The sequence below is a fragment of the Cypionkella psychrotolerans genome, from assembly GCF_001294535.1.
GTDB lineage: Bacteria > Pseudomonadota > Alphaproteobacteria > Rhodobacterales > Rhodobacteraceae > Cypionkella > Cypionkella psychrotolerans.
The window spans coordinates 69,191-92,366 of sequence record NZ_LGIC01000069.1; the positions used below are offsets into that span (position 1 = coordinate 69,191).

Below are 23,176 nucleotides of genomic sequence, written 5' to 3' on the forward strand. Positions count from 1 at the left end.
TGGTCATCTTTCGTTGATCTGGATCAACTCCAGAATTGCTTATTCGTGCGAATTTGGCTGTGTCCTCAGCGTCCCGCCGAGGATCCTCGCAGTCGTTCGTCGCGATGGTTTATGGTTCGAAAGAGGAGCCAGCCTGATGAAGATCCACACCGCCTACATGCCCTTGAACACATATCCCGATGCCGTTTCTGATGACGCGGTTCGGGCTGCTGTCGGCTTCGCAGCATCTTTGGGCGCGGCGCTACATGTCACGACCTTTGCCGTCAACATCCCGCAGATGCGCTCCCCTCTCGGCGGGCTGGTGCTGGACGTTCCGGGGATGGTGCGTGTCGCCGAAGAGCGCAGCCGGGCCGAGTGCCTCCGCCTTGGGGGTGTTGTGCGAGAGGCGGGACCTGCGATTGTTCTTGATCTGGACCAGCGCGAGGTCGTTCTGGGTGCCGCACTTGACGCGGCCGCCGACGAGGCGCGCTACTATGACCTGTCCGTGCTGCCTTGGTCGGGCGATAGCATCGCGGCACAGGATATGACGCAGGCCGTCGTCTTCGGGTCTGGCCGCCCCACCATCGTCGTGCCGCCGTCCGCCCGGGAAGAAACGCTGCACCATCTTGCGGTTGCGTGGGATGGCAGCCGGGTCGCCGCGCGCGCCCTTTGGGATGCCGTGGCCCTGCTCCCTGAGGGCGGCCGCATTACGGTTCTGACGGTGCAGGACGAAAAGCTGCTCGCTGGACAGGGGATCGCCCAGTCCCTCGCTTTATCATTGAGGAAACGTGGATTTGCGGCGGAGGTGCATGAAATTGCCATGGGAAGCCGTACGATAGGCGAAACGTTGCAAGAAGCGGCCCTTGATGCCGGCGCGTCGTTGCTCGCGATGGGCGGATTTGGTCATTCACGCATCCGCGACTTCATCCTTGGCGGTGCAACCAAGGGTGTCTTCTCGGATCTTCGCCTGCCCGTGCTGATGTCGCATTGACCAGGGATCCCGATCCAATTTTGGCACTGGCCGACTTGGGCATCACGCACGCCGTAGTCGAAGGCGAGCACAGAAGAATGCAAGCGATGATCTGAAGGCCGTGAGAGCCACGAGGACGACATCCATCGGCCACATCAGGGATGAGACCTCTTCCGTCAGTATGGAAAGGAGCACCACGAGTGCCGCACCTATAAGCAAATGATGGGCATTGCCACGATCGGGTCAACCCGGCCGGTGAGCCGCTTGATGGCGACGGTTCCCATGGAAACAACAGTCCCGGCGCATCCGAAATAGACGGTAACGAGGGAGTAGCCTTGGATGTGGTTTGCAGCGAATCTTGGCAAAACGATGGAGGCGATGCTGGTCCACCCGCCCGCTAGGCCAGCCATGCCAATTGCTTGCGAGGTTCCAGGAGATGAACGCTTGGAATCCATGCATGCATTTCGGCAATCTTGCCCATTTTCAACGTATGTTGATCCAGATCATACTCGGCGAATGCAAAAAGTGACCTAGTAGCCTTGCGGATATGGAGTTTATTACAGTGTTGGTCTGGCGTGTGATCATGTTTTTGACTGCTTTCATGATGGTCATGGGTACGGCCAGCATGAATTCAATGGGCCATGCATCAGCAGTTGGCGACCAGCGTGGCGTGTCCTTCCCGATGCCCGGCGACGCCGCCTTGGCCGACAAGTCCGGATGTTGCGATCATGGTTGCGGCGGTTTAGCTGACTGCGCGTCCTGTATCGTAGCCTTTCCGATTGTTACATCACAATCAGTTCCCTTTGATCGGGTTCGCATCACTTTTCCAAGTGAAGCGGTTGTTCGTCAAAGCCTGCAAACGGCACCTGCGAAGGCACCTCCACGACTGGTTTGAGATCCATCAGGTTAGATGTCGCGGAATAGTCCGCTGCGTCGGACATCGTCTCAACAAAAGTCAGGATTGCACTCAAATGGATCGCCGCAGTTTCTCGAAAGCCCTCGCAGCAGGATGCCTGCTTCCCTTCGTCAATGCACGCCTTGGCGGCGCCGGATATGCTCGGGCGGCCACGCCAAGCATTACTGTCAATGCCGTCACCCGCGTGATCGAGGTCAACGGCAAGGCCGCTACGGTCTTTGGGCTGATCGGGCCAGATGGCAAGCCGGGCCTGTCGATGGATGCGGATGTCGTCAGCACTGTCGATTTGATCAGTGTCTTGTCGGTCGAAACAATGATCCACTGGCACGGGCTGACGCCGACCTGGCCGCAAGACGGCGTGCCCGGTATGCCCAGCCCCCTGCTGGCAGCAGGCGAGACGCGGATCTATGGCCTGCCCGGCGGGCGTCCTGGCACGCATTGGATGCACGCCCATACGCTTCAGGAACAGGCGCTGCTGGCCGCCCCTTTGATCGTGCGCGGCAAGGCGGATAAGGCGCAGGACGCGCAGGACGTCGTGATCCTGCTGCATGATTTCTCGTGGAAGTCGCCAGAGGAGTTGCTGGTCGGATTGCAGGCAGGCGGGGCAATGGGCGGAATGGACAAGTTCTCGACGGAGGGGATGGCCATGGCGCACGACCTGAACGACATCCAGTATGACGCCTATCTCGCCAACGACCGCACGCTGGACGACCCCGAGGTTGTGATGGTTGAAAAGGGCGGCATGGTCCGGGTGCGCATCATCAACGGGGCCACGGCGACCGGATTCACGATGGACGTGGGCAAGTTGCAGGCGCAGGTCATCGCGGTAGACGGGCAGGATATCACTCCCCTCACCGCCACCACCTTCCCGCTGAGCATGGGGCAACGCGTTGACTTTCTGTGCAGGATTCCTGCCGAGGGTGGGGCGTTTCCGATCCTTGCGCTGCGTGAAGGTGCGCCAGAGCGCGCCGGTATCGTGCTGGCAACGAACGGGGCTGCCGTGGTGAAACTGCCGGTGGCAGGGGTCGCGAACGGCCCGGTCCTGACGCTGGACAGTGAAGCCATGCTGGTCACGGCCCGCCCACTTGTCGCGACCCCGGTCACACGCCGCTTTACGCTGGACCTGACCGGAACCATGAAAGGCTACACTTGGGCCATCGGGATACCGGCACCGATCAAGGTGGCACATGGTGATAGAGTGGAGATGACCTTCCGCAACACCACGATGATGGCGCATCCGATGCACCTGCACGGCCATCATTTCCAGGTCGTGGCGATCAACGGCGCGGCGTTCAGCGGCGCGCTGCGCGACACGGTGTTGGTGCCGCCGATGACCAGCGTCAGCGTGGCTTTCGATGCCAACAATCCGGGTGATGGCTGGGCGCTGCATTGCCACCATTTGTACCACATGGCCACAGGCATGATGAGGACCGTCGCCTATGGGGAGGCTTGAAATGTTTCGCTGCTTTTCAACCCTGAAAGGTGCGGCGCTGCTGGTGGGGGTCATGCTGCTGGCTGTCTATCTATTCGTCTGGCATGGCGCGCATGTCGCGGTGGCGCTGCCATTTCTGCTGCTGCTGGCCTGCCCGCTGATGCATGTGTTCATGCATGGCGGGCATGGGCACCAACATGGGTCCATGCGCCACGGCGATGACGCCGCGGAAGGATATTCTTCCCAGCCCAAGCAGCCGCCGTCGCCCGACGCTTAATGTTTCCCTCACGGCCCCGACCTCAACAAGGGTAGGACGCTGTGCTCCCTGCTTTCCACTTATCGCCACGCGAAAAGGAAATCTGATATGAAAACCTGCATGAAACTTGTTGTCACCTCTGCCCTTGGCCTTCTGATGCTGGGATCAGCCGGTTGGGCTGAAGATGCCCATCACCCGGCCACGCCCGAAGTCACTGCGGCCACGACCGAGACTGTAGCGCCCGCGACTGAAGTTGCGCCCCCCGCGCCAGGGATGATGGCTATGATGCCGGACATGATGAAGTTGATGGCGGCCATGTCGCCTGGCATGATCGGCGGGCCCACTGAACACGTCGAAGGCCGCATCGCCTTTCTGCATGCGGAACTCGCAATCACCGCCGATCAGAAGACCGCATGGGGAGCCTTTGCCAATGCGATCCGCGTCAACGCCAAGGGCTTGGCCGATTCACGTTCGTTGTCCAGCGATAGTGGGGCAACCGGGGTCGCAGCCCGGCTCTTGTCGCAGCAACACATAGTGGAGGCCCAGCTGACCGGGTTGAAGGCAATTAACGCGGCGTTGGACGGGCTGAACAAAGGGCTGAGCGATGCGCAGCGCACCACTCTGAACAGCCTATTGCCCGAATTTCTGGGCCTTCCCGCAATGGAAATGATGGGCAACATGATGACCGGCATGAAGATGGGCGGCATGACGCCTGGCAACATGGCGCAGAAACCATGAGCGAATTTATCGAAAGACTCCAAACCGCAGGATCGCTTGCGACCGTCGGAACATTCTGAAAAAGTGACAGGAAGGCTGAAACAATGACCACCAGCACGTTTGAAGTCGGCGATCTGCTCTCGATCCTCGGCGCGCACGGAATTGAAAAGCAGCTCAAGCAAATCGTTGGCGTCGGCAGTGTGTCGGTCAACCCGGTGTCAGGCTCGACCACAGTTGCCTTTGACCCGGCGAAAACAAGTTCGCCAGCGATTGAGGCGGCGATCAAGGAATGCGGATATCATTGTGCGGGCGAGGCTCTGCCTCAATCTGTGTGGCGGAGTGGAAGCTTTAGTACTCTCAGCAAATTCGGACCAACTCTGCCATACACGACACGTTTCAGGGTCTTCAACCGATTGATCTGGCCTTTAGCTTGAATGTTGCTCCGCGGTAGTTCGATGGCGTTTCTGAAAGCATCGATGTTCGGGTGAAGCGTTAAAGCAAAGCGCATGATAAGCGCAAGGTTCGTATTGATTGCGTTTTCGATCCAAGCATCAGGGCGATCGGCCTGACGACCGCGCAGGATTCCTTCGAACCGCATGGCAACGCTCCGCATCGTCGCGAAGGCAGGAGAACCGGCTTTCAATGCATCAACCTAAATCGCCATGACGGTCGAAAACTGCAGGGTTTCGGGCATGGTCCGCCGCCCCAACCCGCGCCCTTCGGCGGGGGTCTAATCGCTAAACACGGCAAGATGCACCGGGGCATCGCGCAGCCCCACCGGTTTCAGCCGGACATATTCCGCCTTTGTCACATCATCATAGCCCGCCGCCGCCTCATGGTTGCAGCGTTCAAAGATCTCCTGAACCGCTGCGCGCTTCCCCGGATCCATGACCCGCAGGACACGCCAGGGACGGGAGTTCCCCACCGACGGAGCCATATCCATCGCCGCCCGCAACCGATCGATGACGGGTTCCGCAACGGGATCAGTGCGAAAGTGCCGGACATCGCGAAGCCACCGCAGAATGTCGTTCAGCGTGTCGGCCTTTGTCGGTAGAAATTCCATCCCGCCTCACTGTGATGACCTTGGCCCGATCCTGCCCGCCAGTACCACGGTATTGTATTCTTGGCTTAATGTATCAGCCGCGCCCGCGATAGGGCGGCACGCCCTGATCGGGGATCCAGACGTTATCGGGCAGAGCGCCGGTCTGGTAGAACACATCGATCGGGATACCGCCGCGCGGATACCAGTAGCCGCCAATGCGCAGCCATTCCGGGTCGAGCAGTTCCACCAGCCGCTTGCCGATCGAAACCGTGCAATCCTCATGAAACGCGCCGTGATTGCGGAACGACCCGAGATACAGCTTCAGCGATTTGCTTTCGACCAGCCAATGCTGCGGCACATAGTCGATCACCATATGTGCAAAATCGGGCTGGCCCGTCATCGGGCACAGCGAGGTGAATTCAGGTGCGGTAAAGCGGACGCAATAGGCGGTGCCCGCCTGCGGGTTTGCCACCTTTTCCAGCACCGCCTCTTCGGGGCTTTGCGGCAGCGGGGTGGCAGTGCCAAGCTGTTTCAGATCCTTGTAGATATCAGTCATGTCGATCTCCATCGCGGTCAGACCCCGCGTTTGTTGCCCCAAAGCAGAACGTGAAGTTGTGGCAGCACGTGGGCGGCAAACCAACGGTCGGCAATCAACCGCTCCACCAGCCAGCCCATGCGCTGTAATATCCCGTCAGTGTCGATAAAGGCATCGTCGTCCTGCGGCCCCGGCGGGGTGTGATTGCCCGGTTGCAGATAAACCGGCAGGCCCGGAAACCGTGCTGCGGCATCACGGGCGTAGGCATAATCTGCCTCGTCGAACACCACGAATTTGAGCACGATGCGCGGCCCGGACGCGGCGGCTTCCACACAGGCCCGCAGCGCCGCCCAGTCGGTTGTCATCGCACTAGAGGGCGGTTTGGGGCTAAGCACCAACACATCAAGATCGGAAAACCAGTCGCGGCTGACCGAACCTTGGGTTTCCAGCGCAAAGCGATAGCCCGCAGCTTGCCCCTGCCGGATCAGTGACCCCAAAGGCTGAATGGCCGGATTGCCCCCCGACAAAGACACCATCAAGGGCTGCCCCCCCGACAAAGCCCGCACCTCGTCCAGCACCTCACCGGTGGTCATCGCCCGCCAATCAGCACGAAAGCGGCTGTCCACCGCATGCAGGCTGTCGCACCAGGAACAACGGTAATCGCAGCCGCCGGTGCGCACAAACACAGTGGGCTGGCCGATCAGGGCGCCCTCGCCTTGAATGGTCGGCCCGAAGATCTCCGAGACGCGGATGTCGCTTTCGACGGTCCCGGTCATGGCCGGTATTCCGCCCAGGTCTTTGGCGTCTCGCTGACCCGCACCGCGACGGTTTCCGGCAGGCGCGGTTTGCACCAGTCATAGAAATGCTGCGCCAGACATTCCGAGGTGACGGCGTCATGGCCCAGCACCTCGTTCAGGTGGCGATGGTCAAAATTGTCGTCGATGTAGCGCTTCAGCGGGGTCAGATCGTGGTAATCGCGCACAAAGCCAAAGGCGTTCAGCGCAGCGGCGGCCAGTTCCACCACCACGATATAGTTATGGCCATGCAGCCGGGCGCATTGATGATCCACCGGCAGTTGGCACAACTGATGCGAGGCGGAAAAGTGGAACTCCTTGGTGATGCTGAACATCAAACCGCCGCCCGCTTGACAGCTTCGCGCCAGAAATCCGCATCGGCGTAATCGGTGGGATCGGTAATGCCGGCCAGATCAAAGGCCTCGCGCCGCTCGACGCAGGTGCCGCAGCGCCCGCAATGGACCGCGCCCCCCTTGTAGCAGGACCAAGTCTGCGCAAAGGGCGTGCCGTGCCTTGCGCCATCGGTGACGATGGCCGATTTCGGTACATTCACATAGGGGGCCAGCAGCGCGATATCGGCATATCCGTCCAGCGCATGGCGTTGCATGGCCTGGAATGCGTCGATGAATCCGGGGCGGCAATCAGGGTAGATGAAATGATCGCCGCCATGCACTGCGGTGGCCACGGCATCCGCCCTGCGTGATGCAGCGACCCCGAAGGCGACGGCCAACATGATCGCATTGCGGTTCGGCACGACGGTGATGCGCATGCTCTCTTCGGCGTAATGCCCGTCGGGCACCGCCACATCATCGGTCAGAGCCGAGCCGGACAGGCTTTGGCCAATCGCGCGAATGTCGATGATCTGATGCGGCACGTTCAGGCGCGTCGCACAGGCCGCCGCAAAGTCCAACTCTTTGCGGTGCCGCTGTCCGTAGTCAAACGACAGCAGCCCGAGCAGGTCATGCTCGGCCGCGACCCTGTGGGCCAGCGAAACGGAGTCCAATCCGCCGGAGCAGATGACGATAGTTTTCATGCGAGTGTCCTTGTTTTAACCGGGTAGGCTGCGACCGGTAGTGCATGGCTCAGGTCATACTGCGGCGACTGGCGGAGGGGAAGGGGCATCATCCTGTCACTAGTCGTGGTTGATGTCTTGCGCGAAGGTGCCGATTTTGCCGCGGCTCGCGCTGCCGCGCCCCCGAATGATGACAGCCAAGACCATCCCGCGCAGATCAGGCATCCAGCCCAAGTCAAGCGTCCGCGCCCAATGTGTCAGCGCATATGCGGAGAAATAATCAACCCCGGTCGCCGCCCCTTCGGCAATCCGCCGGCGCGCCATGTTGCCCTACGCTTCGGTCACGCAGCGCCCCGCAACAAGCTGCAGCGCCGTGCGCAGGGTCGCGGTGTCCATATTTTCCAGCAGCACCCCAACTGCAAAGTTCAACGCCAGCACCTCGGCCAGTTGATCCAGTCAGTTGACCTGGATCTGGATCCCCTGCACTGCTAGCCCTGCGCGGTCGGCAATTGCGCCATTCACCTCGACCGGAGTGGTCATCGAATCCAACGATTACAAAATTTTTCAACGTGATCATTTTCATTTAAGAGCACATATTGCCCGAACCGACGAAATCCACTTCTGGCAGCGCATCCGCAATATTGCTGGCCATCGAATATTCCGTGGCCAGCATCGCCCTAGCAGGTTTCAGCCGCTGCACATATCCGATGGTGCCGGCAGTCGAGCCCGAAAAGTCGGCCTCGTCCACCAAATCAGCGGGCATTCCGGGTGGGCGATGAACACCCTATCGCGCTGAACGCTCGGAATTCACGCAGGTCTTGCGCGGTGCATCGTTCATGCACGATGCACGAGCCCTCCCGCCGCATCACCCGCTGATGCGGCACCATCCGCGCCACGTTCTGCGCCAGATCTTTGTCTGGCGTCTTAATCAGCGTATCGCCTTCCATTGCCGGCACGATGTGTGCCGCATTAGCCGACGTGCGGAAAATATGCGATGCGGCCTTTCCCGCTTCCTTCGTTTTCACATACGTGACCACCAGCGCACCCAGATAGCGCGCCCGCATCTGCGTAATCCCCGCCGGAGTGATCGCGTCCGCTAGAGCATGTCGTGTTCAATCACATTCAGGCATTCACCCCGCAACCCGAGGCAGCGATTGCCCTTGCAAACGCTGCCTCGGGTTGCGGGGTGAATTCAATTTAACGCGACACGCTCTAGCGAACACATCGACCTGCACCTCGGTCACCTTGATCGCCAGATGCAGGCTGTCGCCGACCACATCGGCGACGCCATGGAAAATATCTGGCGTCATCTAGTTATGCGCAAGTATCACAGCATTGCGCTCTTGCTTCAGCCGGTTAATCGCCAGCACATAGGGCGCATGGCACGCCCAATCAGCCAAGGGCACAACCCGCGCCACCCGAGCGTGTACATCCGCCGTCGCCTCTGCGGCGGCAAGGGAAGGTGCCAGATCAAAGCTTTGCGCCAGTTTGGCCCTGATCGCGTCAACGTCCATCATGCTCCTATCCAGACTTCCCAAGATCGGACGCGCCAGCACGGAAGCGATGCCACAGAAGGGCTAAGCGATGCATTACGAAGATTGACCCGGTCAATTCTCCCCCCTATCCTGCGCATACGTCAGGGGAGTCCCGCCGCAGGGACTGAGAGGCAGATGGCAATGGGGTAACCCGGAGCGGCGCTGCGACCCTTTGAACCTGACCCAGTTGATACTGGCGTAGGAAGCACAAACGGTCGCCCTTTCCGTGCGGAGGGGCCTTTCGGGGGCATGCCTGCGCCCCAGCTCCTGCCTCATCATCCGCTTGGGTCATCTTGTGCTTTGAAAGGGCAAAAGATGAACCATGTGACCAATATCGACCCGCAAGTGACCACCGGGCCGCTGCCTGCCTCGACCAAAATCCATCTGGCGGGCGCAGTTCACCCCGATATCCGCGTGCCGATGCGCCAGATTGCACTACACCCCACGGCGGGAGAGCCGCCGGTGGTAATCTATGACGCCTCTGGCCCCTACACCGATCCTGCGGCGCAAATCGACATTGGTGCGGGGCTTGTTTCTGTACGAACCGCGTGGATCGCGGCACGCGGTGATACCGAGTCCTATATGGGTCGCGTCGTGCAGGATGCTGACAACGGCTTTACCCCCGCAAGCCATCTGGTCCCCGCCTTTCCGATCCGCCCGGAGCCGCACCGCGCACTAAACGGCGCTGCGGTTACCCAGTTGGCCTATGCCCGCGCCGGGGTGATCACGCCCGAAATGGAGTTCGTAGCGATTCGCGAAAATCTGGGGCGCACGCAAACCCCGCCGCGCGATGGTGAGGATTTTGGTGCCTCGATCCCCGATCTGGTCACGCCGGAATTTGTGCGCTCGGAAATCGCCGCTGGCCGGGCGATCATTCCCGCCAACATCAATCACCCGGAACTGGAGCCGATGATCATCGGCCGCAATTTCGCGGTCAAGATCAACGCCAATATGGGGATCTCTGCCGTCACCTCCTCGATGGCGGAGGAAGTCGACAAGATGGTCTGGGCGATCCGCTGGGGGGCCGATACCGTGATGGACCTGTCCACAGGCCGCAACATCCACAACACCCGTGAATGGATCCTGCGCAATTCGCCGGTGCCGATTGGCACGGTGCCTTTGTATCAGGCCTTGGAAAAGGTGAACGGCGTTGCTGAAGATTTGACCTGGGAGATCTACCGCGACACTTTGATCGAGCAGGCCGAACAGGGCGTTGATTACTTCACCATCCACGCCGGGGTGCGGCTGAAATACATCCACCTGACCGCCAACCGGGTGACCGGGATCGTGTCGCGCGGCGGCTCGATCATGGCGAAATGGTGCCTGTTCCATCACCGCGAAAGCTTTCTCTACACTCATTTCGCCGAGATTTGCGAGATTTGTCGCGCCTATGACGTGTCTTTCAGCCTTGGCGACGGCTTGCGCCCTGGTTCCATCGCCGACGCCAATGACGCGGCGCAATTTGCCGAGTTGGAGACGCTGGGCGAGCTGACCCAGGTGGCTTGGGCGCGTGACTGTCAGGTGATGATCGAAGGGCCGGGCCATGTCGCCATGCACAAGATCAAAGCCAATATGGACAAGCAACTGGCCACCTGCGGCGAGGCACCGTTCTATACTTTAGGGCCGCTGACCACCGACATTGCTCCGGGTTATGACCATATCACCAGTGCCATTGGTGCGGCAATGATCGGTTGGTTCGGCACGGCGATGCTCTGCTATGTGACACCGAAAGAGCATCTGGGCCTGCCCGACCGTATTGATGTGAAGGTCGGGGTGATCACCTACAAGATCGCCGCCCATGCCGCCGATCTGGCCAAGGGTCTGCCCGGCGCACAGCTGCGCGATGATGCGCTGAGCCGCGCAAGGTTCGAGTTTCGCTGGGAGGATCAGTTCAACCTGTCGCTGGACCCCGACACCGCGCGGTCGTTCCATGACGAAACCCTGCCGAAGGACGCCCATAAGACCGCGCATTTCTGTTCAATGTGCGGGCCGAAGTTCTGCTCGATGAAGATCAGCCACGACATAAGGGCGGAGGCGCAGAAGGAAGGCATGGCGGCGATGGCGGAAAAGTTCCGCGACGGTGGCCAGCTTTACATGCCAGTCGTCGCGGAATGATCACCGTTCTGGGCATGGGCGGGGCGGGGCTGTGTGCCGCCACCGCCCTGACCGAGGCGGGGCTGGCGGTGCAACTCGCCGCGCCGCAAGGCCCAAGCGCCAGCCATTTGGCGGGCGGCATGCTCGCCCCGTTCTGCGAAGCCGAAGCCGCCCCGGCTCTTGTCACCACGCTTGGGCGCGGCGCTGCGGGTTGGTGGGAGGCCCGCGTGCCGGGCGTTCACCGCTGCGGCACCTTGGTGATCGCGCCGCCGCGTGACGGCACGGAGTTGCGGCGCTTTGCCAGCCGCTCCACGGGGCATCAAGCGTTGGATGGCACTGGAATCACAGCTCTGGAACCGGCCTTGGCGGGGCGGTTTTCCCGGGGCCTGTTCTTTGCGGACGAAGCCCATCTTGACCCCCGCGCCGCCCTCGCTGCGCTGGCTGCCACGCTGCGTGCCAAAGGTGTCGCCTTTGACCGGACCGCTCAAGGCCAGATCGTCGATTGTCGCGGCATCGCCGCGCGGGACCGCCTGCCCGCTTTGCGCGCCGTGCGGGGCGAGATGCTGCTGCTGCGCTGCCCGGATCTGACCCTGTCGCGCCCGATCCGGCTGCTGCATCCGCGCTTCCCCTGTTATCTTGTGCCGCGCGGCAAAAACACTTTCATGTTGGGAGCGACGATGGTGGAGTCCGACCATGCAGGGCCGATCACCGCCCGCTCTACGATGGAGCTGCTCTCTGCCGCCTTCGCCATTCACCCCACTTTAGCTGAGGCGGAAATCATCGAAACTGGCGCTGGCCTGCGTCCGGCCTATGCCGACAACATCCCGACCGTGCAGCATGACGCCGGGCGCTGGCACCTCAACGGCCTCTACCGCCACGGCTTCCTGCTGGCCCCTGCGCTGGCGCAGCAACTGGCGGCGCGCCTCACCATAATCCCGGAGCCCATCCATGCAGATTGACCTGAACGGCCGCCCGCAAACCATAACCGCCACAACTCTCGCCGCCGCCTTGACCGAATTGGGGCTGACCGGCCCGTTGGCCACCGCCGTAAACGGGCTATTCGTGGCAGGATCGGCGCGCGCCATCACTACCCTGAACAACGGCGACCGGGTCGAGGCACTGTCCCCGATGCAAGGGGGTTGAGATGAGGGTCTATGACACTGACCTCGGCTCAGACCTGCTGCTGGGAACAGCACAATATCCCTCGCCTGCCACCCTTGCACAGGCCATCACCGCTTCGGGCGCTGCGGTGGTTACGGTTTCGCTGCGGCGTGAAGGCGGGCACGGCACCGGCTTCTGGCCGCTAATCCAAGCCGCTGGCTGCCGGATCCTGCCCAACACTGCCGGGTGTCATTCGGCGCAAGAGGCGGTGACGACAGCTTGCATGGCGCGCGATCTGTTTGAAACCAACTGGATCAAGCTGGAGGTGATCGGCCATGCCGATACCCTGCAGCCCGATCCTTTCGCGCTGGTCGAAGCGGCAGGCATTCTGGTGGCTGAAGGCTTTGAGGTCTTCCCCTACACCACCGAAGACCTGATTGTGGGCGAGCGTCTGGTGGATGCCGGATGCCGCGTGCTGATGCCCTGGGGTGCGCCCATAGGCTCCGGTCAGGGCCTGCGCCACCGCGAGGCTTTGGCGACCATGCGGGCGCATTTTCCGAGCGTGCCGCTGATTGTCGATGCCGGAATCGGCGCGCCAAGCCAAGCGGCTTTGGCGATGGAGATGGGCTTTGACGGGGTTCTTCTGAACACTGCCGTCGCCAAGGCGGGCGATCCGGTGGCCATGGCTCGCGCCTTCGGTCAAGCCGTGCAGGCGGGGCGGGCAGCACATCTGGCAGGCCTGATACCGCCACGTGACATGGCGTCCCCCTCGACCCCGATCTTTGGCATGGCGGATTTGGCGACGGTGTTGGCATGAGGCTGGACCGGTTCTATCTGATCCTGCCGGATGCAACGATGCTGGCGGCTTTGGTGCCCTTGGGCGCGCGCTTGGTACAATTGCGCCTGAAGTCCGATGATGTGGCAGAAGTGCGCCGTCAAGTCGCGCAAAGCCTTGAAATCTGTGCCAAACATGGTACGCAACTGGTGGTCAACGACCATTGGCAAACGGCCATCGACCTTGGCGCCGATGCTGTGCATTTGGGGCAGGAAGATCTGGATACCGCCGATCTGCCAGCCCTGCGCCGCGCCGGAGTTGCGATTGGCATGTCCACCCATGATGAGGCGGAGTTGGAGCGCGCCTTGTCGCTAAGCCCGGCGTATGTGGCGCTGGGGCCGATCTATCCGACGCTGTTGAAGCAGATGCCGTGGCAGCCGCAGGGGCTGGAAAAGCTGACCCGCTGGAAGACCTGGATCAGCGCCCTGCCCCTTGTCGCCATCGGCGGCTTGACCCTGCCCCGTCTGCCCGGCGTATTTGCGGCCGGGGCTGACAGTGCCGCCGTGGTGACCGATATCGTCACGGCCCAGGACCCCGTCGCACAGACCCAAACCTGGCTGAGGGCGACCAGATGAGCAATGAACGCTATGCCCGCCAGATGATCCTGCCGCAGTTCGGCGCTTTGGGCCAAGCGCAGTTACAAGCGGCTCATGTCGTAGTGGTTGGCGCCGGCGGCCTTGGGTCAACTGTGATCCCGGCTCTGGCGGGCGCAGGAGTTGGGCGGTTGACCATCCTGGACGCCGATGTGGTGGAGGCGAGCAACCTGCACCGCCAGCCGCTTTATACGATGCACGATCTTGGTCAGGCTAAGGCGCAGGTGGCGGCGGCGCGGGTGCGGGCGATCAACCCTGATTGTCAGGTGCAGGCCCGCATCATCCGCGCGGGTCCGCAGGATGAATCTCTGGTCGCTTCGGCTGACCTGATCCTCGATGCGGCCGATAATTTTGCCACGTCTTACGCGCTGTCTGACTTGTGTTTTACGGCGGGAAAGCCGCTGATCGCGGCCTCGATTCTTGGTATGGCGGGCTTTGTCGGCGGGTTTTGCGGCGGCGCGCCCAGCTTCCGTGCGGTCTTCCCCAAACCCGACGCGGCGGCGGGCACCTGTGCCACCGCGGGGGTGCTTGGTCCTGCGGTGGCGGTTCTAGGCGCGATGCAGGCGCAGATGGCGCTGGCGGTGCTGTTGGGCATGACCCCCTCGCCGCTTGGCCGGATGGTCACGTTGGATCTGCAACGCTGGCACTTCGGAGGCTTTGAGTTCTCGAAAGCCGAAGAGATTGCCGGTTTTGCCTTTATTGCCAGCTCTTTGCCGTCGGACACACTGATTGATCTGCGCGCGGCACCGCCCGATCTTTCCACACTGGTTCTGCCCCAATGCCGGATCGTTCTGGCCTGCAAGACCGGACTGCGGGCCTGGCGTGCCGCAGAAATTCTCGCCGCGCGCGGGGCGAAAGACGTGGTTCTGCTGGCAGACGGCCAATGAGCGTTCTGGTCATTGCCGGGCTTGACAGTTCCGGTGACGCCGGAGTGCTGCGCGATTGTGCCGTGTTGGCCGAACACGAGCTGACGGCACGGGTCGCGGTGACCGCGGTAACCGCGCAAGGGGCGATGGGCGTGACGGCACTGCACCCGGTGCCCCCGGCGGTCGTGGCGGCGCAGATCGCGGCCGCCGGATCGGTTCGGGCGATCAAATCCGGCATGCTGGCCAATGCAGGTATCGTGCTGGCAGTCGCCCGGGCACTGCCATGCGGCATTCCTTTTGTCCTCGATCCGGTGCTGGCCGCAAGTTCGGGTGCCGAGCTGCTGGATGCGGCCGGACGTGCCGCCCTGCTTCAGCATTTGCTGGCACGCGCGACGCTGATCACGCCAAATCTGCCTGAAGCGGCCAAACTGACCGGCCTGCCTGAGGCGATGGACGACCACACCCGAAATGCTACGGCGGCGGCCCTGATCGCCATGGGCGCGCAGGCGGTGCTGTTGAAAGGCGGCCATGCCAGCGGGCCGTGGGCCACAGACTGGCTGCACCGCCCCGGCCAGCCAACTCTTGCCTTCACCGCCCCGCGCCTGCCCAATGACAAACGCGGTACAGGCTGCACTCTTGCAACGGCTTTGGCATCGGCTCTGGCACGGGGATACGATCTGCCGGAGGCCTGCGCCGTCGCCCGCGAGTATTTGCAGCAGTGGCTGGCGAGCTGCTAAGTTAAGCATTGCGTTCGGCACCGCAGCCATTTTATCTATAAATATGGCTAACTCCGACACGCCCCCAACAGAAACCCTCTCCGACCGAATCGCCAACGCGCTGACCGAGCAAATCGTGCGCGGCGATCTCGCCCCCGGTGAAAAGCTTCGCCAAGATCACATCGCGCAAGCGCATAATGCCAGTCATGTGCCCGTGCGCGAAGCGTTTTTACGACTGGTCGCTAAGGGCCTTGCTACCAACGAGCCGCGCCGTGGCGTGCGCGTAGCCCCGCTCAGCCGCGACGATATGCGCGAGGTGCTGGACATGCGGCTGGCGCTAGAGGTGCTTGCCTTGCGACACGCAGCCCCCGTGATGGCCCCGGCGGACTTTGCACGTGTCGATGCCGCCCGCATTTCCTGCGATACCGCAGACAACAGATTGGATTGGGAGATTCATAATCGCGGCTTCCATTATGCCTTGGTTTCTCCCTGTGCGATGCCGCGCCTGCTGGCCGAAATCGGCACGCTGCAACTGCTCAGCGCGCGGCATTTTCACGCCACTTGGCGCGCCGATTGGGAAAGCCGCACCGACATTGACCACCGCAACATCCTGTCTGCGCTGCTACGCAAAGACACCGAAGCAGCGGTGGCAATTCTGATCCGGCATTTGCAGCGGTTGCGTTAACGCCGCCGCGCCAACACCCGAATCGGCGCATAGGTCAGCGTCACGCCGCCCGCGCCATCGGGGAATTGCGCGCGATAGGCCTGTTCAAATGCCGACAAATGGCCCCGCGACCACGGAACCTGCGCTGTGGCATTCACTCCAGTTCGGCGCAGATGCAGCAGCACCTCGCGGGGCGAGGCAATGCGCAGCACCTGTTCTGCGGCCCGTAGCTCCAGAAGATTCAGCGCGGCAAGCATCCTCTGCCAATCCTGCGCCCCGTGATAGCTCATTCCCGAATTGCCCGGCACCAAAGTCCGCAATTCAACGAAATGCCGGGGCGTAAAGCTGCTCAGCGCCAGCACGCCGCCAGAGGTCAGCGCCCCCGTCAACCGGGCCAGCAAAGCAGGCACATCACGCACCCATTGCACCGCTGAGGCGGCAGTGATCAGGTCGAATCCTTGCGGAAGCTCCATCTTTTCAACTGCACCCGCCCGGAATTCCCAAGCACGATGGCCAGCAAACAGCGGCGCGATTTGCGCCTGCGCCTCGGGCAGCAAATCGTTGATCAGCCAGTTTGAGCAACAATTCCGATCCCGCAAAGCGCGGGTCAAAAACCCGGTGCCGCAGCCAAACTCAAAACCGGTGCGATAGCCCTGTGCCGGGGATGCGGCGGCGATCGCCTGTGCCAACCCCGTCGCAATTTGCGCCTGCACGCCCGCATCGGCGGTATAGCTGGCCAGCGCGCGCCGGAAATGCGCGCCGATTTTGGGGTGGGGCGCGTGCTCCGTCATGCCAGCACGTCCTGCAGCCGCGACCATTGCGCGAACGGCGCGTGCGGCGCGTCGATCAGGCGCACGGCGGCGCACCCCGCCCACGCCCGCAGCATATTGGGCAGCGGAAAAATCTGATCCTGCCGGGCGATCCAAACCCGATCCCACGCCACTTGCACCGGATAGTCGCGCGCCGCAATCGCCAGCAATTCGGCGCGGCAGGCGGCAAGGTCAATCTGCTGCTCCGGCTGTTCTGCACCAAAACACCGGGTCTGAAACGTGGCAAAACTGGCCTGCGACAGGCTGTTGGCCGTCACCTGCAGCCGTTGCGGCGCGATCCCGGTCAGCCGGTTCACCGGAGTCATACTGCCGCACAGTGCCACCTTGCGCTGAAATGGATCAACCCGCCCCGCCTGCCACAGCGTATAAGTCGCCACGCCGAACGACCATGAAATCAGACTGCGCGCCGCATAACCGCCAAGCTCTGGCAGGGCGGCGTCAAGGCTGCGGTAATCGCTGACAAACAGCAGATCGGCCGCACTTTGCAGCGTCAACCAGATCTGCGGCCCTACCGCCCAGCCGCCGAATATCACGGTGACTTCCTTCGCACCTTCGGACTTTCGCAACCAATCAACGCGCATTTACAACACCTTGGCCAGTTCAAACATGGCATGGCTGATCTGCGATAGATCATCAGCCCCCGTGATAAACGGCGGCATACAATAAATATTGCGGCCAAACGGGCGCAGCCAGACGCCCAAGTCTTTGCACAGCGGATGCGCTTGCGCTGCGCTGACCTCATGATCCATCTCGATCACGCCAATCGCGCCCAGCACCCGCACATCTGCCACGCCGGAAAGGCTGCGCGCGGGGCGCAGCTCGGTTTGCAGCTGCGCCTCAATCGCGGCGACGCGGCTTTGCCAAGGCGTCGTGTCCAATAGCGACAGGCTGGCACTGGCGGCAGCACAGGCCAGCGGATTGGCCATGAATGTCGGCCCATGCATGAACACGCCCGGCGTGGCCGCACTGATCGCCAGCGCGATGGCATCTGTGGTCAGCGTGGCGGCAAAAGACATCGCGCCGCCGCTCAAAGCCTTGCCAAGGCACAAAATATCTGGCCGCACCCCGGTCATCTCGGTGGCAAACATCCGTCCGGTGCGGCCAAATCCGGTGGCAATTTCGTCGAAAATCAATAGCACATCGAAAGCATCACAGAGTGCGCGTGCGCGGGTCAAATAGGTCGGGTGGTAGAAATACATCCCGCCCGCACCCTGCACCACGGGTTCCAAAATTAACCCAGCAATCTGCGCGTGATGAGCTGCCAACAGCCTTCGCAAATCGCCCAAACCGTTTTGCGCTTCATCCTCAACCCACTCCGCACCATACCGCAGCGGCGGCTGTGCGCAGAAATACTGCGGGCTCAGCGCACCGGCGAAAATCTGGTGCATCCCGGTCACCGGGTCGCAGACGCTCATCGCTTTCCAAGTGTCGCCATGATAGCCGCCGCGCGGTGTGGCAAAGCGCACTTTTCCCGGCCGGCCCTGCGCCACCTGATATTGCACTGCCAGTTTCAGCGCCACCTCGACCGACACCGAGCCGGAATCGCAGTAGAAAATCCGCGGCAATCCGGCCGGCGTGATCGCCAGCAACTGCTGCCCCAACCGGATCGCGGGGGTATGGGTCAGCCCGCCAAACATCACATGCGCCATCGTCTGCGCCTGATTGCTGATCGCCTGCACGATCGCAGGCTGGCCATAGCCGTGGATGGCGCACCACCACGACGACATCGCGTCAATCATCTGCCGGCCGTCATCCAGCGTCAACCGCACGCCTCTCGCCCCTGTCACCAGATGCACTGGCCCGGCGGTGCTGACGCTGGCATAGGGATGCCAGAGGTGATCTCGGTCAAAAGCCAGGTCCGTCATGCAGGATCAAAAGCGGCAAGGTCAAAGCCAGCCGCAAAGGCGTAGCGCAGACCGCCCGCAGTCAGCATGGGCAACATCGGCAACCGCCCCAGATTGCGGCACGCACCGATCTCGCAGATTGTAGCCTCAACCTGCGGATTGGCCTCGCCGATAAAGGCCATGCCCAGCAGCGCGCAGCCGCGTTGGCGCAGCGCCACCAGTGACAGCAGACTGTGGTTGATCGTGCCCAGACTGGTCCGCGCGCAGAGGATCACCGGCAGGTGCCAGCGCGCGAACACATCGACAAACAGGGTGTCGCGCGTCAACGGCACCATCACGCCACCCGCGCCTTCGATCACCAACGGGTTGCTGTCGGGCAAGCTCAACCGCGCCGGGTCAATCGTTACCCCTTCCGCCTCGGCGGCCAGATGCGGCGAGGCAGGCATTTGCAGCCGGTAGGCCTCTGGCAAGGGGACACAACCGCTAAGCCGCGCAACACAATCGCTGTCGGTTTCTTCCATTAGCCCCGACTGTACCGGCTTCCAATAGAGGGCACCAAGCGCCCCGGTCAGGCCTGCCGCAAACACTGTTTTGCCGATGCCAGTATCGGTACCCGTCACGATAAATCGCTGTGTCATACTGCCTCCAATTCTGCGACCAATGCGGCAAACATCGTGTCAATCTGCGCAATCGTCACATTGCGCGTGATAGAAATCCGCAACCGCGCCGTGCCCACCGGAACGGTCGGTGGACGAATGCCGCGCAGATCAAAGCCGCGCGCCTGCATTGCTGCCGCCACCTGCATTGTCCGCGCATTCTGCCCCAGAACCACCGGCAAGATTTGCGACCCTGACCGCAGCAGCCCCAATGCCTGCGCCGCCGCTTGCGCGCGCGCGACCAGCGCCGTTAGCTCTGCCTGAGCAGCACCCTGCTGCAACTCCCGCAATGCCGCGCGCACCAATGCCGCCATCAACGGCGAGGGTGCTGTTGAAAAGATAAAGCTGCGCGCCTTGTTGATCAGCAGCTCAATCAGTCCTGCGGCACCGCAGATCAGCGCGCCGGATGCGCCCAAAGCCTTGCCGCAGGTGTGCAGCAACAGCACGTTATCCGCAGCCTCCATCAAGCCGCGCCCCTGCACCCCGAACACCCCGGTCGCATGCGCCTCATCCACCACCAGCACCGCGCCGTGCCGCAAAGCCAGCGCCTGCAACGGGGCCAGCGGGGCCAGATCGCCCTCCATGCTGTAGACGGACTCGCAGGCCAACCAGATCCGCCCCGCCCCTCCCGCCCGCCGCCACGCCACAATCTGCGCCTCGGCATGGGTTACATCATTGTGGGCGAAGTCCAGGACCGCAGCCCGACCAAACCGCATGCCGTCATGCGCGCTGGCATGGATCAGCGCATCGTGCAGAACCAGATCGCCGGGGCGCGGCAAGGTGCTGAAAATCGCCAGATTGGCGGTGTAGCCATTCGCCAGATACAGCGACCGCGCGGTTCCAAAAAACACCGCCGCCTCCGCTTCTAGCGCCTCGTGCTCGACGTGGTTGCCGCGCAACAGCCGGGCTGAGCCTGCCCCAAGCGGCACACCTCGATCCACTGCCTCACGCGCCGCCGCACGCAGAATTGCCGAATTCGCCAAACCCAGATAATCATTCGAGGCAAAATCAATCCCGGCGATAGGTTGCAAGCTGCGCAAACGGCCCTTGGCTTGCAAGGCCGCCAGCAACCGCCGTTCTGGGCCAGGAGCGTTCATTCCGCAGCTTCGGCTCCGAACTCCATCGCACGAATGCCCAAGCGGCGAAACAAATCCGCATCGCTGCTTTCGTCCGGGTTGTCCGCTGTCAACAACTTGTCGCCCACAAACATCGAGTTCGCACCGGCAAAGAAACACATTGCCTGCAATTCCGCGCTCATCGCCGACCGCCCCGCCGAAAGCCGCACATGTGATTTCGGCATCAGCACCCGTGCCAGCGCAATGGTGCGCACAAATTCCAGCGGGTCCAGCGGCGGCGCATCGGCCAGTGGGGTATCGGGCATCGGGATCAACATGTTCACCGGCACCGAATCCGGATGCGCGGGCAGCGTCGCCAGTGTCAGCAGCATGTCGATGCGATCCATCTGCATCTCGCCCATGCCAACGATACCACCGGCGCAGACCTTGATACCCGCGTCGCGCACCCGCGCCAATGTCGCCAGCCTATCCGCAAAAGTCCGGGTTGTAATCACCTGCGGATAATAGCGTTCCGAGGTGTCGATGTTGTGATTGTAATAATCCAATCCCGCCGCCTTCAGCCGCCGCGTCTGAAAATCGTCCAACATCCCCAGCGTCATACAGGTTTCCAAGCCCAGCATTTTGACGCCTTGCACCATCGCCTCCAGCGTTGCCATGTCGCGGTCTTTGGGCGATCGCCACGCTCCTCCCATACAAAACCGCGTGGCCCCGCCAGCCTTTGCCTTGCGCGCCTCGGCCAGCACCTTTTCCACTTCGACAAGTTTTGACGCCGGCAGGGCAGAGCCGTTACGTGCCGATTGACTGCAATAGCCACAATCTTCGGGGCAACCGCCGGACTTGATGTTCGACAGCTTGCTAAGCTGCACCGCATTCGGGTCGAAATAGCGCCGATGCAGGCTATGCGCTTGAAACATCAAGTCGTTGAAGGGCTGGCAGTAAATCTGTTCAGCCTCGGCGCGGGTCCAATCGGTGCGCAGGTCGGTCTGGGCGTGCAAGAGTGGCCTCCTGGATCAGGGCAGCAATGTTGTGGAGAGCATCTCACACATAATAGATAAAAATACCATAGCGTGCAGTCTAAATTATAAATTATAGATATTTTTTCCCTACTGTCCAGACCAGCAGCAAGGTCGCCCGCACCCAAACTCTCCATCTGCATCGCTCTCGCTCACCCGCACCGCTCACTATACCCGGTTCATGCTTAACACGTCGGCCGGTCGCGAGCGACAACGACGCAAGTACAAAAGTGGAAGCGGCACGCCCGGTCGCCGCGCAGGCTTCGGGCACCATAATGGCCACGCCAGCAGTCCTGTTACCTTTGCCGCTCTGCCGTGACCAATGGTCAATGCTCTTTGTAAACCTCGGTGCTCAGATATTTGATGCCGGTGTCGATCATCAGGGTCACCACAGTTGCGTCCGGTCCAAGCCGTTCGGCCAGCCTCAATGCCGCGACCACATTCGCTCCCGAAGAGGCACCGGCAAATATTCCTTCCTCGCGGGCCAGACGACGCGACATCGCCATCGCGTCACTGGCCGACACGGAGATGATTTCGTCCACAAGGTCCGGCTTCCACAGCGGCACGACATAACCCATCCCGATGCCTTCGATCCGGTTGGCTCCGGAGGTACCACCTGACAGCACCGGCGACTCGGCCGGCTCAACCGCGACGATGCGGATGGCGCGGTCATGCAGACGCAGCGCTTCGGCGGTGCCGCGCAGCGAGCCGCCAGTGCCCACCAACTGCACAAAGGCATCGACGCGCCCGGCGGTCTGCGTCCAGATCTCGTTGCCCAAGTCCGTGTAGCCCGACAGAACATCGGGATTGTTGAACTGATCTGCCCAGAAATGCCCCGGCTGCTGGCTGAGTTGCCGCGATGTCTCGATCAGGGTCTTGACCAGTTCGGCGGTGATCTTCTTGTTGTCACTGCGGACAATCTGCAACTCAGCCCCAAGTGCTTGCATATGTGCCAGCTTTTCGGCGCTGAACGCGTCCGATGACACCAGCAGGCATTTATAGCCCATCGCCACCGCGACACTGGCCAAGGATGTGCCGGTGCTGCCGCTGGTGCATTCGACAATCGTGTCGCCGGGATGCAACCGCCCCGATTGGGCGGCGCAACGCGCGATGGCAAGTGCCGCCCGGTCTTTCATGCTGCCGGTTGGGTTGGCCTGCTCCAGCTTGACCAACACTCGGGCATGCCCCTGCGGCACCAAACGGCGCAGTGGCAGCAAAGGGGTATTGCCGATCAGATCCATCACGCTGCTTTGCACCATGCCCCCCATCGAATGCTGATCTGTCAACCACCATACTGAAGCCCGCCATCCTCGCCCTCATCCGCCAAATCCTTACCATCGGGGGCACGGCGCTCGTCGCCAAGGGCTATGTTCAAACTTCTAACATCGAACCAGTGATCGGTGGCATGCTTACCATCGGGTCAGTGATTTGGTCGGTGGCTGACAAATTGGGGCTTTGAACGCTGAGTTTCAGCATTTTCCAGCCGGAACACCGTTTCGCCGACTTCTGTCGGATCTTGCCATAGCTTATAGGGTAACCACGGTCTGGCTCAGATGGGACCGCTTGCAATTTTCTGTTACTCCATCAGGACGCGAAGGCGTCGCAATATCTGGGCGTGCGACGTGTCTTTGAACAATCGCTCCATCGCCTGTCATAGCCATATGTCGCAGCATTGCCTGCCGCCCTTTACTTTCGCAAAT

General features: G+C 61.8%; 31 protein-coding genes and 2 pseudogenes. 15 read left to right on the plus strand and 18 right to left on the minus strand.

Features of this window, described 5'->3' with window-relative positions; genetic code table 11:
* The first annotated feature begins 136 nt into the window (after window positions 1–136).
* The 6 genes from AKV04_RS16120 to AKV04_RS25665 all read left to right on the plus strand — a co-directional run bounded on the left by AKV04_RS16120 (window position 137) and on the right by AKV04_RS25665 (window position 4,704).
* A complete protein-coding gene (locus AKV04_RS16120) occupies window positions 137–970 on the plus strand; it encodes a universal stress protein (RefSeq protein ID WP_054007441.1) in 834 nt (277 codons plus the stop codon).
* Window positions 971–1,496: 526 nt separating this feature from the next.
* Entirely contained in the window at window positions 1,497–1,844 is a 348-nt protein-coding gene (locus AKV04_RS26255; RefSeq protein WP_162232887.1) for a hypothetical protein, read from the plus strand.
* 76 nt (window positions 1,845–1,920) lie between these two features.
* Complete coding sequence (locus AKV04_RS16130) at window positions 1,921–3,318, plus strand: multicopper oxidase family protein (RefSeq protein WP_054007443.1); 1,398 nt, start codon at window positions 1,921–1,923, stop codon at window positions 3,316–3,318.
* 1 nt (window position 3,319) lies between these two features.
* Window positions 3,320–3,574: a DUF2933 domain-containing protein gene (locus AKV04_RS16135; RefSeq protein WP_235815669.1), complete on the plus strand. Its 255-nt coding sequence runs from the start codon at window positions 3,320–3,322 to the stop codon at window positions 3,572–3,574.
* 99 nt (window positions 3,575–3,673) lie between these two features.
* Entirely contained in the window at window positions 3,674–4,291 is a 618-nt protein-coding gene (locus AKV04_RS16140) for a Spy/CpxP family protein refolding chaperone (RefSeq protein ID WP_162232888.1), read from the plus strand.
* Between the two features lie 83 nt (window positions 4,292–4,374).
* Window positions 4,375–4,704, plus strand: a complete 330-nt coding sequence (locus tag AKV04_RS25665) for a heavy-metal-associated domain-containing protein (RefSeq protein ID WP_082351685.1) — start codon at window positions 4,375–4,377, stop codon at window positions 4,702–4,704.
* Here AKV04_RS25665 and AKV04_RS27215 read toward each other — a convergent pair.
* The 11 genes and pseudogenes from AKV04_RS27215 to AKV04_RS27895 all read right to left on the minus strand — a co-directional run.
* Window positions 4,593–4,922, minus strand: a pseudogene (locus tag AKV04_RS27215) (hypothetical protein); the annotation flags it as partial. The gene AKV04_RS25665 and the pseudogene AKV04_RS27215 overlap by 112 nt on opposite strands.
* 78 nt (window positions 4,923–5,000) lie before the next feature.
* Window positions 5,001–5,333, minus strand: a complete 333-nt coding sequence (locus AKV04_RS16150; RefSeq protein WP_054007446.1) for a nitroreductase family protein — start codon at window positions 5,331–5,333, stop codon at window positions 5,001–5,003.
* 73 nt (window positions 5,334–5,406) lie between these two features.
* Window positions 5,407–5,868 (minus strand): preQ(1) synthase, encoded by a 462-nt coding sequence (queF, locus tag AKV04_RS16155; RefSeq protein ID WP_054007500.1) that lies wholly within the window; start codon window positions 5,866–5,868, stop codon window positions 5,407–5,409.
* A gap of 17 nt (window positions 5,869–5,885) precedes the next feature.
* Entirely contained in the window at window positions 5,886–6,623 is a 738-nt protein-coding gene (gene queE, locus AKV04_RS16160; RefSeq protein ID WP_054007447.1) for a 7-carboxy-7-deazaguanine synthase QueE, read from the minus strand.
* Window positions 6,620–6,976 carry a 6-carboxytetrahydropterin synthase QueD gene (gene queD, locus AKV04_RS16165; RefSeq protein ID WP_054007448.1) on the minus strand — a complete coding sequence of 119 codons (357 nt, stop codon included), beginning with the start codon at window positions 6,974–6,976 and terminating at the stop codon, window positions 6,620–6,622. The genes queE and queD overlap by 4 nt, the downstream gene beginning before the upstream one ends.
* Window positions 6,976–7,674, minus strand: coding sequence for a 7-cyano-7-deazaguanine synthase QueC (gene queC, locus AKV04_RS16170; RefSeq protein ID WP_054007449.1), 699 nt, complete (start codon window positions 7,672–7,674; stop codon window positions 6,976–6,978). Before queC ends, queD begins: the two co-directional genes overlap by 1 nt.
* A 207-nt stretch (window positions 7,675–7,881) precedes the next feature.
* Window positions 7,882–8,118, minus strand: a pseudogene (locus tag AKV04_RS27875) (carboxylating nicotinate-nucleotide diphosphorylase); the annotation flags it as partial.
* Window positions 8,119–8,236: 118 nt separating this feature from the next.
* Window positions 8,237–8,416, minus strand: coding sequence for a hypothetical protein (locus AKV04_RS27880; protein WP_407638455.1), 180 nt, complete (start codon window positions 8,414–8,416; stop codon window positions 8,237–8,239).
* On the minus strand, window positions 8,406–8,717 hold the full coding sequence (gene nadA, locus AKV04_RS27885) for a quinolinate synthase NadA (RefSeq protein WP_407638456.1): 312 nt from the start codon (window positions 8,715–8,717) through the stop codon (window positions 8,406–8,408). Before nadA ends, AKV04_RS27880 begins: the two co-directional genes overlap by 11 nt.
* Window positions 8,718–8,783: 66 nt before the next feature.
* Window positions 8,784–8,963 carry a hypothetical protein gene (locus tag AKV04_RS27890; RefSeq protein WP_235815670.1) on the minus strand — a complete coding sequence of 60 codons (180 nt, stop codon included), beginning with the start codon at window positions 8,961–8,963 and terminating at the stop codon, window positions 8,784–8,786.
* Window positions 8,964–9,170 (minus strand): hypothetical protein, encoded by a 207-nt coding sequence (locus tag AKV04_RS27895; protein ID WP_235815671.1) that lies wholly within the window; start codon window positions 9,168–9,170, stop codon window positions 8,964–8,966. It lies immediately after the preceding gene.
* Window positions 9,171–9,503: 333 nt separating this feature from the next.
* Here AKV04_RS27895 and thiC point away from each other — a divergent pair, with 333 nt between their 5' ends.
* The 8 genes from thiC to AKV04_RS16220 are packed head-to-tail and all read left to right on the plus strand — an operon-like array spanning window position 9,504 to window position 16,078.
* Window positions 9,504–11,303 carry a phosphomethylpyrimidine synthase ThiC gene (gene thiC, locus AKV04_RS16185; RefSeq protein ID WP_054007451.1) on the plus strand — a complete coding sequence of 600 codons (1,800 nt, stop codon included), beginning with the start codon at window positions 9,504–9,506 and terminating at the stop codon, window positions 11,301–11,303.
* Complete coding sequence (locus tag AKV04_RS16190) at window positions 11,300–12,241, plus strand: FAD-dependent oxidoreductase (protein WP_054007452.1); 942 nt, start codon at window positions 11,300–11,302, stop codon at window positions 12,239–12,241. The genes thiC and AKV04_RS16190 overlap by 4 nt, the downstream gene beginning before the upstream one ends.
* Window positions 12,231–12,425 carry a sulfur carrier protein ThiS gene (gene thiS, locus AKV04_RS16195; RefSeq protein WP_054007453.1) on the plus strand — a complete coding sequence of 65 codons (195 nt, stop codon included), beginning with the start codon at window positions 12,231–12,233 and terminating at the stop codon, window positions 12,423–12,425. The genes AKV04_RS16190 and thiS overlap by 11 nt, the downstream gene beginning before the upstream one ends.
* Window position 12,426: 1 nt before the next feature.
* On the plus strand, window positions 12,427–13,200 hold the full coding sequence (locus AKV04_RS16200; RefSeq protein ID WP_054007454.1) for a thiazole synthase: 774 nt from the start codon (window positions 12,427–12,429) through the stop codon (window positions 13,198–13,200).
* A 2-nt stretch (window positions 13,201–13,202) separates the two neighbouring features.
* The gene (locus tag AKV04_RS16205; RefSeq protein WP_054007501.1) at window positions 13,203–13,793 is read left to right on the plus strand and encodes a thiamine phosphate synthase; all 591 of its coding nucleotides are present in this window, start codon (window positions 13,203–13,205) and stop codon (window positions 13,791–13,793) included.
* Window positions 13,790–14,698 carry a HesA/MoeB/ThiF family protein gene (locus tag AKV04_RS16210; protein ID WP_082351686.1) on the plus strand — a complete coding sequence of 303 codons (909 nt, stop codon included), beginning with the start codon at window positions 13,790–13,792 and terminating at the stop codon, window positions 14,696–14,698. The genes AKV04_RS16205 and AKV04_RS16210 overlap by 4 nt, the downstream gene beginning before the upstream one ends.
* On the plus strand, window positions 14,695–15,414 hold the full coding sequence (locus AKV04_RS16215) for a hydroxymethylpyrimidine/phosphomethylpyrimidine kinase (RefSeq protein ID WP_054007456.1): 720 nt from the start codon (window positions 14,695–14,697) through the stop codon (window positions 15,412–15,414). The genes AKV04_RS16210 and AKV04_RS16215 overlap by 4 nt, the downstream gene beginning before the upstream one ends.
* A 43-nt stretch (window positions 15,415–15,457) precedes the next feature.
* Complete coding sequence (locus AKV04_RS16220) at window positions 15,458–16,078, plus strand: GntR family transcriptional regulator (RefSeq protein WP_082351687.1); 621 nt, start codon at window positions 15,458–15,460, stop codon at window positions 16,076–16,078.
* On the opposite strand, the gene AKV04_RS16225 is transcribed toward AKV04_RS16220, so the two are convergent.
* The 7 genes from AKV04_RS16225 to AKV04_RS16255 all read right to left on the minus strand — a co-directional run bounded on the left by AKV04_RS16225 (window position 16,075) and on the right by AKV04_RS16255 (window position 22,735).
* Window positions 16,075–16,848 carry a methyltransferase gene (locus AKV04_RS16225; RefSeq protein WP_054007457.1) on the minus strand — a complete coding sequence of 258 codons (774 nt, stop codon included), beginning with the start codon at window positions 16,846–16,848 and terminating at the stop codon, window positions 16,075–16,077. The genes AKV04_RS16220 and AKV04_RS16225 overlap by 4 nt on opposite strands.
* Window positions 16,845–17,468: a pimeloyl-ACP methyl esterase BioG family protein gene (locus AKV04_RS16230; RefSeq protein WP_054007458.1), complete on the minus strand. Its 624-nt coding sequence runs from the start codon at window positions 17,466–17,468 to the stop codon at window positions 16,845–16,847. The genes AKV04_RS16225 and AKV04_RS16230 overlap by 4 nt, the downstream gene beginning before the upstream one ends.
* Window positions 17,469–18,752 carry an adenosylmethionine--8-amino-7-oxononanoate transaminase gene (gene bioA, locus AKV04_RS16235; RefSeq protein WP_054007459.1) on the minus strand — a complete coding sequence of 428 codons (1,284 nt, stop codon included), beginning with the start codon at window positions 18,750–18,752 and terminating at the stop codon, window positions 17,469–17,471. It abuts the gene before it with no gap.
* Complete coding sequence (gene bioD / locus AKV04_RS16240; RefSeq protein WP_054007460.1) at window positions 18,749–19,369, minus strand: dethiobiotin synthase; 621 nt, start codon at window positions 19,367–19,369, stop codon at window positions 18,749–18,751. The genes bioA and bioD overlap by 4 nt, the downstream gene beginning before the upstream one ends.
* Window positions 19,366–20,484 carry an 8-amino-7-oxononanoate synthase gene (locus tag AKV04_RS16245; RefSeq protein ID WP_054007461.1) on the minus strand — a complete coding sequence of 373 codons (1,119 nt, stop codon included), beginning with the start codon at window positions 20,482–20,484 and terminating at the stop codon, window positions 19,366–19,368. Before AKV04_RS16245 ends, bioD begins: the two co-directional genes overlap by 4 nt.
* Window positions 20,481–21,458, minus strand: coding sequence for a biotin synthase BioB (gene bioB, locus AKV04_RS16250; protein WP_054007462.1), 978 nt, complete (start codon window positions 21,456–21,458; stop codon window positions 20,481–20,483). Before bioB ends, AKV04_RS16245 begins: the two co-directional genes overlap by 4 nt.
* Before the next feature lie 344 nt (window positions 21,459–21,802).
* Window positions 21,803–22,735 carry a PLP-dependent cysteine synthase family protein gene (locus AKV04_RS16255; protein WP_054007503.1) on the minus strand — a complete coding sequence of 311 codons (933 nt, stop codon included), beginning with the start codon at window positions 22,733–22,735 and terminating at the stop codon, window positions 21,803–21,805.
* A gap of 77 nt (window positions 22,736–22,812) precedes the next feature.
* Here AKV04_RS16255 and AKV04_RS27990 point away from each other — a divergent pair, with 77 nt between their 5' ends.
* Complete coding sequence (locus AKV04_RS27990) at window positions 22,813–22,935, plus strand: Pam3-gp28 family putative phage holin (protein WP_456062144.1); 123 nt, start codon at window positions 22,813–22,815, stop codon at window positions 22,933–22,935.
* Window positions 22,936–23,176: the final 241 nt, after the last annotated feature.